A 16,715-nucleotide genomic window follows, 5' to 3' on the forward strand; every position below is an offset into this window, starting at 1 on the left:
TTCAACTTGGTGGGGGCGGGTTGGGGTCCCCCCCCCCCGGGGGGGGGGGGGGGCGCCCCGCCCCCCCCCCCCCCCCCCGGGGGGGCCGGGGGGGGGGGGGGCGGGGGCGGGCGGCCCCCCCCACGCCCAGCCGTCTCGCGTCACCGCCAGACGACGCTGCTCGTACCGTCCGATGCACGAACCGTCTCGGGACGGATCTCCCCGCCGATTGCCGTGACGACAGGCCGCCCGGTCTCCAGCGCTTCGAGCGTCTCCTGGAACATCTCGGACAGGCTCTTCCAGCGCACGACGCCCCACAGCTCCAGATCCTGGTCGATCTCCAGAACGGCGCCGTACGTCGGCCCCTCGCGGTGGTCCACGACCAGCTCCACCCCGGTGTGCGTACTGCTGATGGGCACCCACATCACATGGGCCGTCGCGCCCACCACGAAGTCCGCGTTGCCGTCCTCCAGGCTCCACGCCACGTCCTGCTCCATGTCCCGCAGGCCGTTCGTCATGCGTTCGGCGTCGACCGGATAGTGGCCGCCCGGAAGGAAGCCGCCGGGGCCGCTGTGCCGGAGATGGGTGGAGACGCCGTTGTGATGCCCGAGCCACGTCCGGATCTCGGGGATGAGCGAGAACCTGTTCTCGGCGATGGCGTTGATCTCCGACGCGGTCGCCGGCGGGTTCAACGTGCCGAGATCATCCGGCGAATTGACTTCCAGCCACCGGTCGAGACGGTTCAGTACGTCTTGAAACTGCACGGTTCGTCCTCACGTCTGGATGCTGCCCTCCCACCCCACCACAAGAGCATGGCGCCCGAGGCGAGTCCGCTCGACCCGCCTCGGGCGCCACGCTGCCTGCCCCTGAATGCCCCGGTGCTCAGTCTCCGTTGACGTTGTGGGAGATCCGGTCGCCGATCTCCTTGTCGATGTTGCGCCAGTACTGCACCGCGCGGTCCAGGACCGGACGTGACACGCCGGCCTTCAGATGGCCGCTGACGTTCGATACGAGGCGGTCGCGGGCCGCGTCGTCGAGGACCTGGCGGACCATCGTGCCCGGCTGGCCCCAGTCGTCGTCCTCGCGGTGCAGTTCGTACGCCTCGCGGACCATCTCGCCCGCCGTCTGCCACCCCGCGGGGTCGCCGAACCGCTGGACGTCCGCCTCCGGACCGCCGTACGAGTTGGGCGCGTACACGGCGCCGGTGTTCGCCGCTTCGTAGCGCATCGGGCCGTCCTTCGCGTACGAGTTGACCGGAGCGTGCGGCCGGTTCGGCGGCAGCTGGGCGTAGTTGGGGCCGATCCGGTAGCGGTGGGTGTCCGGGTACGAGAAGAGCCGGCCGAGCAGCATCTTGTCCGGGGACGGGCCGATGCCCGGCACCAGGTTCGAGGGCTCGAAGGCGGCCTGCTCGATGTGGACGAAGTAGTTCTCCGGATTCTTGTCGAGCGTCATCCGGCCGACCTCGATCAGCGGGTAGTCGCCGTGCGGCCACACCTTGGTCAGGTCGAACGGATTGAAGCGGTAGTCCGGCGCGTCCTCGAACGGCATGATCTGCACGTTCATGGTCCAGCTCGGCGCGTTCCCGGACTTGATCGACTCGTACAGGTCGCGGCGGTGGACATCACCGTCGATACCGGCGAGCTCGTCCGCCTCGGCCTGGGTGAGGAAGTCGATGCCCTGGTCCGTCTTGATGTGGTACTTGACCCAGAACCTCTCGCCTCCGCCGTTGACCCACATATAGGTGTGGGAGGAGTAGCCGTTCATGTTGCGGTACGTCTTCGGGATGCCGCGGTCGCCCATCAGCCACGTCACCATGTGCGCGGACTCGGGGGACAGCGTCCAGAAGTCCCACTGCATGTCGTTGTCGCGCAGCCCGCTGTCGGGCCGGCGCTTCTGCGAGCGGATGAAGTCCTGGAACTTCTGCGGGTCACGGACGAAGAAGATGGGGGTGTTGTTCCCCACCAGGTCGTAATTGCCGTACTCCGTATAGAACTTGAGTGCGAAGCCACGCGGGTCGCGCCAGGTGTCGGGCGAGCCCTGCTCGCCGGCCACGGTGGAGAACCGGGCCAGCATCTCGGTGCGCCTGCCCGGCTGGAAGAGATCGGCCTTGGTGAACTGACTGATGTCATTGGTGACTTCGAAGAATCCGTACGCGCCCGCGCCCTTGGCGTGCACCACCCGCTCGGGGACCCGTTCGCGGTTGAACTGGGCCATCTTCTCGATGAGGTAGTGGTCCTGGAGCAGAATCGCGCCGTCGGGCCCGACGGTGAGCGAGTGTTCGTCGCTCTCCACCGGGACTCCGGCGTTGTTCGTGGTGTACGGCGTCTTCTGGGGTGCCTGCGTCACGAGCGTCCTCCCGTCACAGCAGAGGGTCGTCAGGTCGCTTCGCTCACCCCAGCAGTCAACGCCGCCGACGGGATGTCGGCAACATTTGGACGGGGTCCAAAGTCGGTTCCGTTCTGAACGACTGCCGGGGGCGCCCCGCGCGGGTACCCCTCAGCCGCGGTTCAATTCGAACCAGACCACCTTTCCGGTGCTGAGCCGTGTCGCACCCCACCGTCTGGCCAGTTTGTTGACCAGATAGAGCCCGCGTCCGCCCTCGTCCGTGGCGCGCGCCTGCCGCAGCCGCGGCAGCTGCGGCACGTCGTCGCCGACCTCGCAGCGCAGTACGTCCGTCCGCAGCAGCCGCAGCGTCACCGGCCGTGACGCATAGCGCACGGCGTTCGTGACGACCTCGCTGACGAGCAGCTCCACGGAGTCGGTCATGTCCTCCATACCCCAGCGGGACAGCGCACGCCGGGCCAGCCGCCGGGCCCGCCCCGGGGCCGCGTCCTCCGGCTCCAGGAACCAGTACGCGACATCGCTCGGCGCGATCCCGTCGAAGCGGGCGGCGAGCAGCGCGATGTCGTCGTCCCGGTCGCCCGGGCCGAGCATGTCGAGCACCTCGTCGCACAGCGCTTCCAGCGGCGGCGGATGGTCGGGCCCGGTCAGCTGCGCGGTGGCCGCGAGCCGCTCCCGCAGCTGCTCTATCCCCGTCCACACGTCGCGCAGGCGGGACTCGACAAGACCGTCCGTGTAGAGCAGCAGCGTGGCGCCCGCGGGCGCGTCCAGCTCCACCGCCTCGAAATCCACCCCGCCCACGCCGATGGGGGCACCCGGTGGCACCCGCAGCACCTCGGCCCGCCCGCCCAGGTGCAGCAGGACCGGCGGCGGATGGCCCGCGTTGGCGATGGTGATGCGGTGCGAGACCGGGTCGTAGACGGCGTACAGGCAGGTCGCCATGCGGTCGGTGCCGAGCCGCTGGGCCTGCTCGTCGAGGTGGTGCAGCACCTCCTGCGGCGGCAGATCGAGCCCGGCGAGGGTCTGCGCCGTCGTCCGCAGCTGGCCCATGATGGCCGCCGACGTCATGGAGTGGCCCATGACGTCACCGACGACCAGGGCGACGCGGCTGCCCGGCAGCGGAATCGCGTCGTACCAGTCGCCGCCGACGCGCGCGGTCTCCGCGGCGGGCAGATAGCGGGACGCCAGCCGTACGCCCGTGGGCCGCGGCAGGGTCTCGGGCAGCATCGTGCGCTGCAGCTCGTCGGCGATGTACGCCTCGCGCCCGTACAGCACCGCCTTGTCGATGCCGAGCGCGCTGTGCGTGGCGAGCTGGGCGGCGACCAGCAGATCGTCGGCCTCGAAGGCGAGCCGCTCCGGGCGGCGCAGGAACAGCGCCGCGCCGATCACCCGGCGGCGGCCGCGCAGCGGAGCGAGGATCGCGCGCTGCCCGCTCGGCACGGCCAGGTCGTCGCCGAGCAGCTCGGGCAGCGCGGCGCGGGCGGCGGGCGCGTCCGCGAACACCGGCCGTACGCCGCGCAGCACCTCGGCGAGGGCACCGCCGGGGCGCACCTCGCACAGCTCGGCCGTCATCGCCTGCAGCTCGCTGGGCTCGGGATGGAGCGCGGGCATGAAGCCGCCGTCGGTGTCCCGCTCCTCAGGAATCCGGTCGGTGCGCCGCAGCCGCAGCACGACGGGGCCGGTGGGCCGCTCGTCGCCGACGGGCAGCGGGTCGCGCAGATAGACGAGGATCGCGTCCGAGAACGTCGGCACGGTGGCCCGGCACAGGCCCATCACGATCTCGTCGAGGTCGATGCCCCGGGCGATCCGGCGGGTCGCGGCGCCCACGAAGCGCAGCCGGTCCCCGTCGCGCCGCATCGGCATCGGGCCGCCGGGCGGCAGCCCCTGCCCGGTGCGCCGGTCCTTGCCGCCGGGGCTCCCCGACGGGCGGTCCTTCTCGTCGGCGGGCTGGGCCGGGATGCCGTCGGGAGCTGGGCGCGGGCGGTGCGGATCGGGCTCGGTGGCCGAGGGCTGGGAGTGCTCGGGGCCGGGGGAGGCGGGCGGCGGTGTGGGCGCGCCGGTGCCGGGCGCCGAGGGGGAGCCAGGCGAAGGGGCGGAGCCGGGGGAAGAGGACATGTCGGTGCCGGCGGAGGCCTGACCGCCGGTGGGGCCGTGCTTGCCGCAGGCCGTGGTCGTACCGGGGCCCATGGGAACGTCGCCCGTGCGGGCCTGGACGGGTAACGCGGCGGCGCCCGGCAGCGTGGACGACTGCTCCGGGGAACGCAGGAGCGCCCCGCGGGGGTCCGCGGGGGCGGGCGGCCGGCCGGCGCCGGGCTGGCGGCGCTCGTGCGAGGTGGGGTGCTCCGTCACGCGTGTCGAATCCATCCGTCCGGGGCTGCGCGCCGTGCGTGCAGTTCGTCCCGCAGCCCCGATACCCGGAATGTGTGCCCCAGGAACGGAATCTGCGCGTCGTCAGGGCCGGGTACGGCCCGCATCGACGGGAACGCCGTCGTCGGCGCGGACGCCGTGGCGAGCCCGCGCGGTCGCCACGGCCGTCTGCGGGCCGCGCCGTCGTGGCCCTCGTACCCCTCGCTCACGTCCTGCCGCCCCTCGGTGACGTATGGTCAAGCCCGGCTCATACTGCGGGAGTTGTTGCTGCCGTGCGCCCTTGCGGAAGACGATCCTACGGTTGTACCACGGGGGCGCATCAAGGGTCTCATGAGGACACGTGCGCGGGCGTACGGTCCCAGTCATCGGGCAGGGCGGGAACCGGCCAGGACGGATCCGGGCGCCAGTGCTGCCAGCCGTCCGAGAACGGCGCGCCCCAGGCGCGGATCACCTCCACCGCGGACAACCCCGCTTCCCTTACTCGCGCGGCCAGTTGAGCGTCCATCAGACCGGCCCGCTGCGCCATCGCGAACTCGTCCTCGTCGAGCCAGCGCCAACTCCGGTCCGGGTGCACGGAGATGTCCAGGAAGTGATCCTCGGAGTCGACCCCGCCCTCCCAACGGGACAGCGGCGCCTCCAGGTTCACGTACCAGTTCTTGAAACGCCAGCCCGGCTGCCAGAACAGCCACACCGACCAGGCGTCGCCGGGCCGCGCCAGCTTCAGTACCCCGGTGCCGAACCAGCGGTCGCGGCGCACCGTACGGGCCTTGGTGTAGCGCGACTCGAGCGGCTCCCCGTGCACCGGCGTACCGTCGGCGAGCACCGGCTTCACACACTCCGTGCCCGGCGCCATCCACACCGCGAGCAGCTCGTCGTCGTCCCGTACGACGGTCACGGGGCGGCAGATGTGCAAGCGCGGGCCGGCGTTCTCCCGGTACCGCCACAGGATGTGACTCCCGGGGGCCCAGTGCGCCGTCGACCCGCCCGCTTCCACTTCTCTCACCGCTCCACCGTCTGCCATGACCAGATATTAGGTGCCCGAGGCATACGACGCTGCGGCGCGCGTCACGGTTCTCGCCACCGGACACATGCCGTTACGGAGGCGTCATCAGCAGGTCGAACGCCGTTACGGATACGTCATCCGCAGGACATCCAACGCCTCGTCGAGCTGCTTCAGCGTGAGGTCACCGCGCTCCACGTACCCGGACTCCAGGACGACTTGGCGAATGGTCTTCCGCTCCGCCAGCGCCTTCTTGGCCACCTTGGCGGCCTCCTCGTACCCGATGTACTTGTTCAGCGGCGTGACCACGGACGGTGACGACTCGGCGTACTCGCGGGCCCGCTCGCGGTGCGCGACGATCCCGTCGACGGTGCGGTCGGCGAGCAGCCGCGAGACGTTCGCGAGCAGCCGGATCGACTCCAGGACGTTCCTCGCGATGACGGGCAGCATGACGTTGAGCTCGAAGTTGCCGGCCGCTCCGGCCGTGGCGACGGTGGCGTCGTTCCCGATCACCTGGGCGGCGACCATCAACACGGCCTCGGGGATGACGGGGTTCACCTTGCCGGGCATGATCGAGGACCCCGGCTGCAGATCCGGGAGACTGATCTCGGCCAGTCCGGTCCGCGGCCCCGACGCCATCCACCGGAGGTCGTTGGCGATCTTGGTCAGCCCGACGGCGATGGTCCGCAGTTGCCCGCTGGTCTCGACGATCCCGTCGCGCGCCCCCTGCGCCTCGAAGTGGTCGCGGGCCTCGGTGAGCGGCAGCCCCGTGTCCCGGGCCACCTCCGCGATGACGGCGGCGGAGAACCCGGGCGGGGTGTTGATCCCGGTCCCCACGGCCGTTCCCCCGAGCGGCAGTTCGGCCAGCCGCGGCAGCGAGGCCTGGAGACGCTCGACCCCGTACAGCACCTGGGCCGCGTACCCGCCGAACTCCTGCCCCAGCGTCACGGGCGTCGCGTCCATCAGGTGCGTACGCCCGGACTTCACGACGCCGGCGAACTCCTCGGACTTCCACGAGAGCGAGGAGGCGAGCCGCTCCAGCGCGGGGATGAGATCGCGGGTGACGGCTGCGGTGGCGGCGATGTGGATCGAGGAGGGGAAGACGTCGTTCGACGACTGCGACGCGTTCACATGGTCATTGGGGTGTACGTCCTTGCCGAGCCGCTCGGTCGCGAGCGTGGCGATGACCTCGTTGGTGTTCATGTTGGAGGACGTACCGGAGCCCGTCTGGAAGACGTCGACGGGAAAGTGCGCGTCCCAACGCCCCTCGGCGACCTCACCGGCCGCCTCCTGGATGGCCTCCGCGACGTCCTTGTCGAGCACCCCGAGCCGCGCGTTGACCTTGGCGGCAGCTCCCTTGATGCGGGCGAGGGCCTCGATGTGCGCGCGTTCGAGGTGCTGCCCCGAGATGGGGAAGTTCTCCACGGCGCGCTGCGTCTGCGCCCGCCACTTGGCGTCCGCCGGGACACGGACCTCGCCCATGGAGTCGTGCTCGATCCGGTACGGGACTTCTGCCTGCTCAGCTGCCTGTTCATCGGCCATTGCCGACCACCTCCAATCAGGACAGCATCGCGGACGTGCCCCGTGTTCCCGTGGCAGGCGACGGGAACGGAGTGTCCGCCGGTCGGCCTGTGGGGGAGTGACCTGGGCGTGACGGGTGGTCAGCGGCGCCGGATGCCGAACAGGCCGGTGCACGCCGGTTTCCCGCCGACCTTGGCGCATGCCTGCGCCCCTCGCGGGCTCGAGGCCGCCAGCATCGGGCTGCTGTAGCCGTCCGACGCGTCGCCCGGGTAGATGGCGGACAGCTCGTCCCGACCCGACCTGATCGAGATCTCCCGCGCGCCGCCGGCCCGGGTGCGCACCTCGGACCAGACCGTGGCGCAGGACGGGGAGAACCGCAGCAGTACGACCTGGGCGGCCTTGACGACGGTGCTCTCCGTACGCGCGTCACGCCCGCAGGTCTCGGCGGTCGGGAACTCCCCCTGGCAGGCGCTGCCGCGACAGGAGGCGGCCGCGTGGCGTGCCACCGCGTCGTCCAGGTCGAGGACGTCCGCCGCGCCCGCGGTGACCACCACCGTGGCGGCCACCGCCGCGAGGGCGACGACGGCCCGATTCGGCCGATGGAGGCGCCCGGCGCGGACGGGAGTGGGTACGGGGGCGGCCGGGCCGGGTGCCTGATGTGGTGCGGTCGGCTTCGCCGCCCTGGACTGGGCTCGGGCCGCGGCGTCCCACAGGGTCAGGAGCGGCCCGGGGTCGGTGTCCGCAAGCCGGCCGAGTGCCTCGACGGCCGCGCGCGGCGGGAACTGGTCGCCGTTCAGATAGCGGTGCCACGTCGACTTGCTGAACGGGGTGGCGGTGGCCAGCGCGGCCAGACTCAGTCCCGTCCGCTGCTTGAGGGCGCGGAGTCGCTCCACCAGGAGCTGCTCCGCGTCGTCCGACGAGTCGGGCAGCGGCTGTCTCTTGACCGTCACGTGGCTCTCCATCTCGCTCCCTCGCCGTGCCGGGGGGTGACCGCCCTGATGTGTTCCCGTGCGCGGCGCCGGGGCACACCCCGATCACCGGAATATGAAGGGGAGTTGACCTGCTGTTTCGCCATCGGGAGGCGGTGTGATCGGCTGATCGACTGCTAGTACCGCCCGGCGGGGTGAACCTCGCCCCGCCAGGCGGCACCGGATGCCATGAGCGGCGGAGCGCTCCTCAGCACCAGCGCACGGGGCCGAGGTTCATGACGTAGCGGGCGGAGACGTAGCCCTTGTGGTGGGCGAGCTTGTACCAGCGCGGGTTGCCCAGGACGTTGGAGCCCTGCTTCTTGCAGGTGATGGCCATGACATGGCCGACGGGCCGCGAGCCGATGACCCGGTAGCCGGTTCCCGGCCCGGACCGGACGTTCAGCCGCAGGCGGTGGGTCGTCACACGACCCCAGGTGTGGACCGTGACGCGGTGCCGGGCGTGGGTCGTGACGTGACGCCGGGCGGGGGCCGCCACGTGGTGCCGTACGTGGGTCGTCACGTGGCGTCGGGCGTGGTGCTGCGGCGCCAGCGGTGCCGGCAGGTACCAGCTGGGCACCGAGATGCGCGGGGGCGTGCCCGAGCCGGGAGTGTGCGCCGCCGGGGCGGTGGCGGCGACGGCCGTCACCGGAAAGGCGGCGACGGCCGCGATCGCGGCCACCAGACCGTTACGCAAGGTGCGTCGAATCATGGGAATTCCCTCCGAGTTGACCTGCGGATCACTGGTCGTGATCCAGTCAGCACGGAGCTTTTCCGGCAAAATGCGCAAGGATGCCGTCCCACTCGTTCCTGGGACGAAGTGGGACGAAATCCAGATCCAGCGGTGTTCCGGGACGCTACGCCAGCCCGGGCCCCCGGACCGGGATGTGGGTGAACGTCGGCTCGGGGGCGGGGTTCTGGAAGAAGTCGTTGCCCTTGTCGTCGACCACGATGAACGCCGGGAAGTCCTCGACCTCGATCTTCCAGACGGCCTCCATGCCGAGCTCCTCGTACTCGACGACCTCGACCTTCTTGATGCAGTCCTGGGCAAGACGGGCCGCGGGCCCGCCGATGGAGCCCAGGTAGAAGCCGCCGTGCGCATCGCACGCGTCCGTGACCTGCTGCGACCGGTTGCCCTTCGCCAGCATCACCTTGGAGCCACCCGCCGCCTGGAACTGCTCCACGTAGGAGTCCATGCGGCCGGCGGTCGTCGGGCCGAAGGAGCCGGACGCGTACCCCTCGGGCGTCTTCGCCGGGCCCGCGTAGTACACCGGGTGGTCCTTCAGGTACTGCGGCATCTCCTCACCCGCGTCGAGCCGCTCCTTGATCTTGGCGTGCGCGATGTCGCGAGCCACGACGAGCGGGCCGGAGAGCGAGAGCCGGGTCTTGACCGGGTACTTGGTCAGCTCGGCGAGGATGTCGTCCATCGGCTGGTTCAGGTCGATCTTGACGACGTCACCTGACTCGTCGAGGTGCTCGTCGGTGGTCTCCGGCAGGAAACGCGCCGGGTCGGTCTCCAGCTGCTCCAGGAAGACGCCCTCCGCCGTGATCTTCGCGACGGCCTGACGGTCGGCGGAGCAGGACACGGCGATGGCGACGGGGCAGGACGCACCGTGTCGCGGGAGACGCACCACGCGCACGTCGTGGCAGAAGTACTTGCCGCCGAACTGCGCGCCGATCCCGATCTTCTGGGTCAGCTCGAAGACCTTCTCCTCCAGGTCCTTGTCCCGGAAGCCGTGCCCGAGCTCGGAACCCTCGGCCGGAATCTCGTCCAGGTAGTGCGCGGAGGCGTACTTCGCGGTCTTCAGGGCGTACTCGGCGCTCGTACCGCCGACGACGATCGCGAGGTGGTACGGCGGGCAGGCGGCCGTACCGAGCGAACGGATCTTCTCCTCCAGGAACTTCATCATGGAGGCCTCGTTCAGAACGGCCTTCGTCTCCTGGTAGAGGAAGCTCTTGTTGGCGCTGCCGCCGCCCTTGGCCATGAAGAGGAACTTGTAGGCGCCGCCGTCGGTCGCGTACAGCTCGATCTGCGCCGGCAGGTTCGAGCCCGTGTTCTTCTCCTCCCACATGGTGAGCGGAGCCATCTGCGAGTAGCGCAGGTTCAGGTTCTTGTACGCCTCGTAGATGCCGCGCGAGAGGGCCGCCTCGTCGCCGCCCTCCGTGAGCACGTTCTGCCCGCGCTTGCCCATGACGATCGCCGTGCCGGTGTCCTGGCACATGGGGAGGACGCCCGCGGCCGCGATGTTCGCGTTCTTCAGGAGGTCCAGCGCGACGAACTTGTCGTTGCTGGACGCCTCGGGGTCGTCGATGATCCGGCGCAGCTGCGCGAGGTGGGCCGGGCGCAGGTAGTGCTGGATGTCGTGGATGGCCTCCTCGGCGAGCTTGCGCAGCGCCTCCGGCTCGACCTTGAGGAACGTGCGCCCGTCGGCCTCGAAGGTGGAGACACCCTCGGAGGTCACCAGCCGGTACGGGGTGGTGTCCTCTCCCTGGGGGAGCAGATCGGTGTACGCGAACTCAGGCATTGTCGCCCATTCCTCACTAGACAGACAGCGGCGTGCCTCCATTGGCAGCGCCCACCAGCGTAGAACCTGCTACGGACACCGAGTCTGTGAGGTAAGGCTCAGTTGGTGCGGTGGCGGGTTTTCCACAGGTGTCGCGAGAAGGGGTAGTCGCGATCTATCGCGTTTGGGTACGCTGCTGCCGTGGACCTTCAGAAGCGCTCCGACCCGACCGCCACCACGACGGCGACGCCGCCCCCACCGACGGCGGCCAAGCCGACCGACCTCCGCGCCTCGGACGCCGACCGCGACCGTATCGCCGACATCCTGCGCGAGGCGCTCGCCGAGGGGCGCCTGACCGCCGAGGAGCACGCCGAGCGGGTCGAGGGGGTGCTGGCCACGAAGACCGTCGGCGAGCTCGACCAGTTCGTACGGGACCTGCCCGCCGCCCACACCGGCCGCACGGCCCCGGCGTACACCTCCGCGCCCAACCGCCCCACCGCGGACGCGCTCCCCGCGGAGGCCGACGAGAACGTGGTGGCGGTCTTCAGCGCCGCGGTCCGCAAGGGCCGCTGGCGCGCGGGCCGGCGTATCCACGCGTACTCGATCTTCGGCAGTATCGAGATAGACCTCAGCGAGGCGATCTTCGAGTACCAACAGGTCGTGATCAAGGTGATCTCGGTCTTCGGCAGCGTGGAGATCCGCGTCCCGGAGAACGTCTCGCTGCGGGGCAACGGCGGCGGCGTGCTGGGCAACTTCGAAGTGGACACGCTGGATTCGGGCGACCCCCACGCACCGGTCGTCTACGTCGACGGACTGGCCGTGCTGGGGAACGTCGAGGCAAGACCCAAGCGGGGCAAGCTGATCGCGGACATCCTCGACCGGGTGACGGGCCGTGTGACCGAGCGCGTGGCCGACCGGGTCGACAGGAGTTTGCGCAAGCACCTGGACCGTTGACGCTTGTGAATTCGGCGGCTCCGTCAGCGCATTGGTCCAGTTGTACGAGCCCTGCCGCGTACGAGAATTCCCGGGGCTTCGGAACTCAGTGCATAGGCACGCGCACAGCGGGTAGGCCTTGCTGCATCGTCTCTTGGAGGGCGCTGTGGAACTTTCCGCGGCGCCCGGCACGCTCGCGAAGCCGTCGTCAGGAGTAGACCGTGCTGCAACCGCCGCATCAGTCCCTGCAGGTAGCTGCCCTTCCGGCCCGGCGGGCGCCAGTGCGGGACAGGGATCAGGAAGCCCCATGGCATACGGAGGCCGTGTGCCGACGAGACGAAGCCGGCCTGTTCTTCGCCCCCTCCAAGGAACCCACCGCGGCACGGCTGTCCCGTGAGGAGGCGGCGAAGCGCGTCTGTGCCCGCTGCCCTGTCATGGTCGAATGCCGCGAACACGCGCTCCTGCAACCCGAGCCCTACGGCGTCTGGGGCGGCCTCACCGCCGCCGAGCGCCGCGTGGTCCTCGCCCGGCGCCGCCGCCGCGAACTGGAACTCAAGAAGGCCGCGCGGGGGACGATAGCGGCGGCCGGCTAGCCGGAACACACGGGAAAGGGGCGCCCCTCCGCACAGGGGCGCCCCTTTCCCGCTGCTGTCCCGCGCCCCGTAAGGGGCGCGGGGCGGTGACATCATGTGGCTCCGCCGCGTGGGGGCGTGGGCATCATGCGGCTCCGGCCGCGTGGGCGCGACCAGCCACGAACTGCCCGCACACACCCACGACCGCAGTTCCCCGGCGCCCCCGGCGGAGCGACCCCGCGGGAGCTACTTCGCCCGGTCGAAGTCAATCGCGCTGTAAGCCCGCAGCTTGCTCAGCCGGTGCTCCGACCTGATCTGCCGCACCGTGCCGGACTTGGACCGCATCACGATCGACTCGGTCGTCGCGGTCTCGGCGCGGTACCGCACCCCGCGCAGCAGCTCGCCGTCCGTGATGCCGGTCGCGACGAAGAAGACGTTCTCGCCGGAGACCAGGTCGTCCGTGGTCAGCACGCGGTCGAGGTCGTGACCGGCGTCGATCGCCCGCTGCCGCTCCTCGTCGTCCTTGGGCCACAGCTTGCCCTGGATGGTGCCGCCGAGGCACTTGACCGCACAGGCCGAGATGATGCCCTCGGGCGTACCGCCGATGCCGAGCAGCAGGTCGATGCCGGTGCCCTCGCGCAGGGCCAGGATCGAGCCGGCGACATCGCCGTCGGAGATCAGCTTGATGCGTGCGCCGGTCTCCCGGATCTCCTTGATGATCCCTTCGTGGCGCGGCCGGTCGAGGATGACGACCGTGACGTCCTCGGGGGTGGAGCGCTTGGCCTTGGCGACCCGCCGGATGTTCACCGAGACGGGCGCGTTGATGTCGACGAAGTCTGCGGCCTCCGGGCCGGTGACCAGCTTGTCCATGTAGAAGACCGCGGACGGGTCGAACATGGTGCCGCGGTCTGCGGCGGCGAGCACGGCGATCGCGTTCGACATGCCCTTGGCGGTGAGCGTGGTCCCGTCGATCGGGTCGACGGCGATGTCGCACTCGGGGCCGGTCCCGTCGCCGACGCGCTCCCCGTTGAAGAGCATCGGGGCCTCGTCCTTCTCACCCTCACCGATGACGACGACGCCGTTCATCGAGACGGTGGAGACGAGGGTCCGCATGGCCCGGACGGCGGCGCCGTCGGCGCCGTTCTTGTCGCCGCGGCCGACCCAGCGGCCCGCGGCCATCGCGGCGGCCTCGGTGACGCGGACCAGTTCCAGGGCGAGATTTCGGTCGGGGGCCTCGGAAGGGACCTCGAGTTCGGACGGCAGATGATGCTCGGTCATCGGAGCGCACCTTTCTGATACGACGACGGCCGGATGAGGGTGTGGCCCGACTCTATCGTTAGGCAGACAAAATGAGCAGAGGACCCCACGGATGAGCAGGGCAGGGTACCTGCGACGATAGGTGCGTGGCAGGTACGAAAGGCAAGCAGTCGGTCCGGGACATGATTCTCTCCCTGGGCCTCATCGGGCTCATGGCGGGCGTCATCTACATCTTTATCCCGCACGACGACTCCGAGCCTCCGCTCAAGCGTGTCGACTACCGGGTCGAGCTGCTCACGGCGCGCCGCGCGGCGAGCTATCCCGTGGCGGCGCCCGGGGGCCTGCCCAAGGAGTGGAAGGCGACGTCGGTGCGGTACAACGGCGCGGAGTTCGACGCCTGGCACCTCGGCTTCCACGACCCCGACGGCCAGTACGTGGCGATCGAGCAGTCCACGCAGAAGCCCGCGGTGTTCATCGACACGGCCACCCAGGGCGCCGAGGACACGAACACGACCCAGCGCATCGGCGACCGGACGTGGCAGCGCTACGACGGCGACAAGTACGACGCCCTCGTACTCAAGGGCAAGGGCTCCACCACAGTGGTGACCGGCACGGCGTCGTTCGCCCAGCTGACGAAGATGGCGCAGGCGCTGGAGACGTCCTGAGCGCGGACATACGAGGCGGACCTACGAGAAGGGCCCCCGGCGCCATTGCCGGGGGCCCTTCTCGTACCTGCGGGGGGATCAGACGGTCGTGACGACCTCGTCGAACTCCAGGCGCGGGGAGCGCGGGAACCAGGCGTCCTCGCCCGGCTTGCCGATGTTGACGACCATGAGCGGGGTGTGGTCGTCGTCCAGGAACTCCTTCTGGACGCCCGCGAAGTCGACACCGGTCATCGGGCCGGCGGCGAGACCGGCGGCGCGGACGCCGATGATGAAGTACGCGGCCTGCAGCGCGGCGTTCAGGGAAGCGGCACCCTCACGGGCCGGGCGCTCGGAGAAGAAGACGTCCTTGGCGGCCGGGAAGTGCGGGAAGAGGGCCGGGAGCTCCTCGTGGAACTCGTTGTCCGCGGAGAGGATCGCGACCAGCGGGGCGGTGGCCGTCTTCGGCTGGTTGCCCTCGGCCATGTGCTTCACCAGGCGCTCACGGGCCTCGGCGGAGCGGACCAGGGTGATGCGCAGCGGCGACTGGTTGAAGGCGGTCGGGCCGTACTTGACCAGGTCGTAGATCGCCTGCACCTGCTCGTCGGTCACCGGCTCGTCGGTGAACGTGTTCGCGGTGCGGGCCTCACGGAACAGCAGGTCCTGGGCGGCGGGGTCAAGAACGAGAGACATGGTGAACCTTCTCGGGAACGAGCGGGGATCCGGGGGGATCGGCTTGCGTCTCGACAGTACGACAGGAAGGTTTAAGGTTCAATTAAAATCGGGGCAGGGTGATCCACTTCACATATGCTCCAACTTTCAAGGACTAGCCGGGCTCGGTGTCCCCGGAACCGATCGGGGCCGACCGGCGCCCCGTCCTACCCCGCTCGGAGTCGGCCGACCCCCGGCCCTACGCGGAACCGGCCGAGCCGCCCTCGCCCTCTTCTCCCTCTTCCGCGAGCGCCGCGTCGAGGCGCTTGCGTGCCCCCTCCAGCCACCGCCGGCACACCTTCGCCAGCTCCTCGCCCCGCTCCCACAGCGCGAGGGACTCCTCCAGGGTCGTACCGCCCGCCTCCAGGCGTCGTACCACCTCGATGAGCTCGTCCCGCGCCTGCTCGTACCCGAGCGCCTCGTCCACCTTGCTGGTCATGCGCCCACCCTATGCATCGACTCGTACGGAGAATTCACCCTCGGCGACCCGCGCCCGCAGCGCCTCGCCCGCCGCCACCTCGTCCGGCCCCCGGACCACATGTCCGTCGGCCTTCTGCAGTACCGCGTATCCCCGCTGGAGGGTCGCGGCGGGGGAGAGGGCCACCACGCGCGCGTGCGTATGCGTCAGCTCGGAGTCGGCGCGGTCGAGGAGGTGCCCGAGGGTGCGCCGGCCGCGGTCGAGCAGCGAGTCGACCTGGCCCGCCCGCTCGTCGATCATGCGGTGCGGATCCTCTATCGAGGGCCGGGCCAGCGCGTGCGCGAGCCCCCGCTCCTCCCGCTCGATGAACGACTGCACGCAGCGCCGCGCCCGGTCCCGCAGGAACCGCACCCGCTCGTACTCCTCGCCGACGTCCGGCACGACCTTCTTGGCGGCGTCGGTCGGTGTGGACGCGCGCAGGTCGGCCACGTGGTCGAGCAGCGGGTTGTCGGGTTCGTGCCCGATGGCCGATACGACGGGCGTACGGCACGCCGCCACGGCCCGTACGAGCTGCTCGTCCGAGAACGGCAGCAGGTCCTCCACGCTGCCGCCGCCGCGCGCCACGATGATCACGTCGACGTCGTCCAGTGCGTCCAGGTCCTTCACGGCCTGCACGACCTGCGGCACCGCGTGCACGCCCTGCACGGCGACGTTGCGGACTTCGAAGCGGACGGCCGGCCAGCGGTGCCGCGCGTTCTCCAGCACGTCCCGCTCCGCCGCCGACGCGCGCCCGCACACCAGCCCGATGAGCTGCGGCAGGAACGGCAGCGGCTTCTTGCGCTCGGCCGCGAACAGCCCCTCACTCGCCAGCGACTTCTTCAACTGCTCGAGCCGGGCGAGCAGTTCACCCACTCCCACCGGCTTGATCTCGGCGGCCCGCAGCGACAACTGCCCCCGCGGCGCATACCACTCGGGCTTCGCGTGTACGACGACACGAGCGCCCTCGCTCACCACGTCGGCGACGGCGTCGAACACCTGCCGATAACAGGTCACGCTCACGGAGATGTCGAACGACGGATCGCGCAGCGTCAGAAAGACGACACCCGCACCCGGGCGCCGCGACAACTGGGTGATCTGCCCCTCGACCCACACCGCGCCGAGCCGGTCGATCCACCCCCCGATGAGCCGCGACACCTCACCGACGGGCAGCGGAGCGTCCGCGGACGTGTTGAGAGCCATGCGCCCGAGACTAACGGCCACCACCGACAACGCCGCGTGGGCGGGAGGAACCCGGCGCCGCGGGGTTGCCGCTACGCCCACCCGTGCCGCCCCCGCGGCACGACGGCCCGCAGCTATGCGACGGCGGCTCGCAGCTACGCCAGGCCGGGCTTGCAGCTATGTCACGGCGTCCGGCAGACGGGCACCGGCCCCCCACGCACCCGCAGCCGCAAGACGACCGGAGGGGCCGTGCCGGTACATCGAATGCCCGTCGCTCACGACAGCCAAG

16 protein-coding genes are annotated in these 16,715 nt (G+C 70.5%); 3 read left to right on the top strand and 13 right to left on the bottom strand.

Features of this window, described 5'->3' with window-relative positions:
• Positions 1-140: 140 nt before the first annotated feature.
• The 9 genes from ACFY0T_RS31320 to ACFY0T_RS31360 form a co-directional block, all read right to left on the bottom strand.
• On the bottom strand, positions 141-743 hold the full coding sequence (locus ACFY0T_RS31320; protein ID WP_388877876.1) for a hypothetical protein: 603 nt from the start codon (positions 741-743) through the stop codon (positions 141-143).
• Positions 744-861: 118 nt separating this feature from the next.
• A complete protein-coding gene (locus tag ACFY0T_RS31325; protein WP_388877878.1) occupies positions 862-2,325 on the bottom strand; it encodes a catalase in 1,464 nt (487 codons plus the stop codon).
• A gap of 150 nt (positions 2,326-2,475) precedes the next feature.
• Entirely contained in the window at positions 2,476-4,683 is a 2,208-nt protein-coding gene (locus ACFY0T_RS31330) for a SpoIIE family protein phosphatase (RefSeq protein WP_388877880.1), read from the bottom strand.
• Positions 4,665-4,895, bottom strand: coding sequence for a hypothetical protein (locus ACFY0T_RS31335; RefSeq protein ID WP_388877882.1), 231 nt, complete (start codon positions 4,893-4,895; stop codon positions 4,665-4,667). The genes ACFY0T_RS31330 and ACFY0T_RS31335 overlap by 19 nt, the downstream gene beginning before the upstream one ends.
• 119 nt (positions 4,896-5,014) lie before the next feature.
• Positions 5,015-5,707, bottom strand: a complete 693-nt coding sequence (locus ACFY0T_RS31340; protein WP_388877885.1) for a DUF402 domain-containing protein — start codon at positions 5,705-5,707, stop codon at positions 5,015-5,017.
• Positions 5,708-5,812: 105 nt separating this feature from the next.
• Positions 5,813-7,228: a class II fumarate hydratase gene (locus ACFY0T_RS31345; protein WP_388877888.1), complete on the bottom strand. Its 1,416-nt coding sequence runs from the start codon at positions 7,226-7,228 to the stop codon at positions 5,813-5,815.
• Between the two features lie 119 nt (positions 7,229-7,347).
• Positions 7,348-8,157 carry a DUF2690 domain-containing protein gene (locus ACFY0T_RS31350; RefSeq protein ID WP_388877890.1) on the bottom strand — a complete coding sequence of 270 codons (810 nt, stop codon included), beginning with the start codon at positions 8,155-8,157 and terminating at the stop codon, positions 7,348-7,350.
• 226 nt (positions 8,158-8,383) lie between these two features.
• Positions 8,384-8,884, bottom strand: a complete 501-nt coding sequence (locus ACFY0T_RS31355) for an SH3 domain-containing protein (protein WP_388877893.1) — start codon at positions 8,882-8,884, stop codon at positions 8,384-8,386.
• Between the two features lie 145 nt (positions 8,885-9,029).
• Entirely contained in the window at positions 9,030-10,697 is a 1,668-nt protein-coding gene (locus ACFY0T_RS31360) for a fumarate hydratase (RefSeq protein ID WP_388877895.1), read from the bottom strand.
• Between the two features lie 180 nt (positions 10,698-10,877).
• Between ACFY0T_RS31360 and ACFY0T_RS31365 the strand changes: the two genes are divergently transcribed.
• A complete protein-coding gene (locus ACFY0T_RS31365; RefSeq protein ID WP_388877898.1) occupies positions 10,878-11,630 on the top strand; it encodes a DUF1707 domain-containing protein in 753 nt (250 codons plus the stop codon).
• A 200-nt stretch (positions 11,631-11,830) separates the two neighbouring features.
• Positions 11,831-12,202 carry a WhiB family transcriptional regulator gene (locus ACFY0T_RS31370; protein WP_388877901.1) on the top strand — a complete coding sequence of 124 codons (372 nt, stop codon included), beginning with the start codon at positions 11,831-11,833 and terminating at the stop codon, positions 12,200-12,202.
• A 225-nt stretch (positions 12,203-12,427) separates the two neighbouring features.
• Here the strand turns inward: ACFY0T_RS31370 and glpX are convergent, their stop codons facing one another.
• Complete coding sequence (gene glpX, locus ACFY0T_RS31375; protein ID WP_388877904.1) at positions 12,428-13,459, bottom strand: class II fructose-bisphosphatase; 1,032 nt, start codon at positions 13,457-13,459, stop codon at positions 12,428-12,430.
• A gap of 125 nt (positions 13,460-13,584) precedes the next feature.
• Here glpX and ACFY0T_RS31380 point away from each other — a divergent pair, with 125 nt between their 5' ends.
• Complete coding sequence (locus ACFY0T_RS31380; protein ID WP_388877907.1) at positions 13,585-14,103, top strand: DUF4245 domain-containing protein; 519 nt, start codon at positions 13,585-13,587, stop codon at positions 14,101-14,103.
• 78 nt (positions 14,104-14,181) lie between these two features.
• Here ACFY0T_RS31380 and ACFY0T_RS31385 read toward each other — a convergent pair whose 3' ends face one another.
• The 3 genes from ACFY0T_RS31385 to xseA form a co-directional block, all read right to left on the bottom strand.
• Entirely contained in the window at positions 14,182-14,772 is a 591-nt protein-coding gene (locus ACFY0T_RS31385) for a malonic semialdehyde reductase (RefSeq protein ID WP_388877910.1), read from the bottom strand.
• 217 nt (positions 14,773-14,989) lie between these two features.
• On the bottom strand, positions 14,990-15,229 hold the full coding sequence (locus ACFY0T_RS31390) for an exodeoxyribonuclease VII small subunit (RefSeq protein WP_388877913.1): 240 nt from the start codon (positions 15,227-15,229) through the stop codon (positions 14,990-14,992).
• Positions 15,230-15,238: 9 nt separating this feature from the next.
• On the bottom strand, positions 15,239-16,447 hold the full coding sequence (gene xseA / locus ACFY0T_RS31395; protein WP_388877916.1) for an exodeoxyribonuclease VII large subunit: 1,209 nt from the start codon (positions 16,445-16,447) through the stop codon (positions 15,239-15,241).
• Positions 16,448-16,715: the final 268 nt, after the last annotated feature.

Origin of the sequence: Streptomyces sp. NPDC001530 (assembly GCF_042894545.1) — a bacterium.
Classification (GTDB): domain Bacteria; phylum Actinomycetota; class Actinomycetes; order Streptomycetales; family Streptomycetaceae; genus Streptomyces.

What these genes read in the sequence shown, in the direction of transcription:
- ACFY0T_RS31330 (WP_388877880.1), bottom strand. Translation starts at nt 4,683, where the DNA reads ATGGATTCGACACGCGTGACGGAGCACCCCACCTCGCACGAGCGCCGC.
- ACFY0T_RS31340 (WP_388877885.1), bottom strand. Translation starts at nt 5,707, where the DNA reads ATGGCAGACGGTGGAGCGGTGAGAGAAGTGGAAGCGGGCGGGTCGACG.
- ACFY0T_RS31345 (WP_388877888.1), bottom strand. Translation starts at nt 7,228, where the DNA reads ATGGCCGATGAACAGGCAGCTGAGCAGGCAGAAGTCCCGTACCGGATC.
- ACFY0T_RS31355 (WP_388877893.1), bottom strand. Translation starts at nt 8,884, where the DNA reads ATGATTCGACGCACCTTGCGTAACGGTCTGGTGGCCGCGATCGCGGCC.
- ACFY0T_RS31360 (WP_388877895.1), bottom strand. Translation starts at nt 10,697, where the DNA reads ATGCCTGAGTTCGCGTACACCGATCTGCTCCCCCAGGGAGAGGACACC.
- glpX (WP_388877904.1), bottom strand. Translation starts at nt 13,459, where the DNA reads ATGACCGAGCATCATCTGCCGTCCGAACTCGAGGTCCCTTCCGAGGCC.
- ACFY0T_RS31385 (WP_388877910.1), bottom strand. Translation starts at nt 14,772, where the DNA reads ATGTCTCTCGTTCTTGACCCCGCCGCCCAGGACCTGCTGTTCCGTGAG.
- ACFY0T_RS31390 (WP_388877913.1), bottom strand. Translation starts at nt 15,229, where the DNA reads ATGACCAGCAAGGTGGACGAGGCGCTCGGGTACGAGCAGGCGCGGGAC.
- xseA (WP_388877916.1), bottom strand. Translation starts at nt 16,447, where the DNA reads ATGGCTCTCAACACGTCCGCGGACGCTCCGCTGCCCGTCGGTGAGGTG.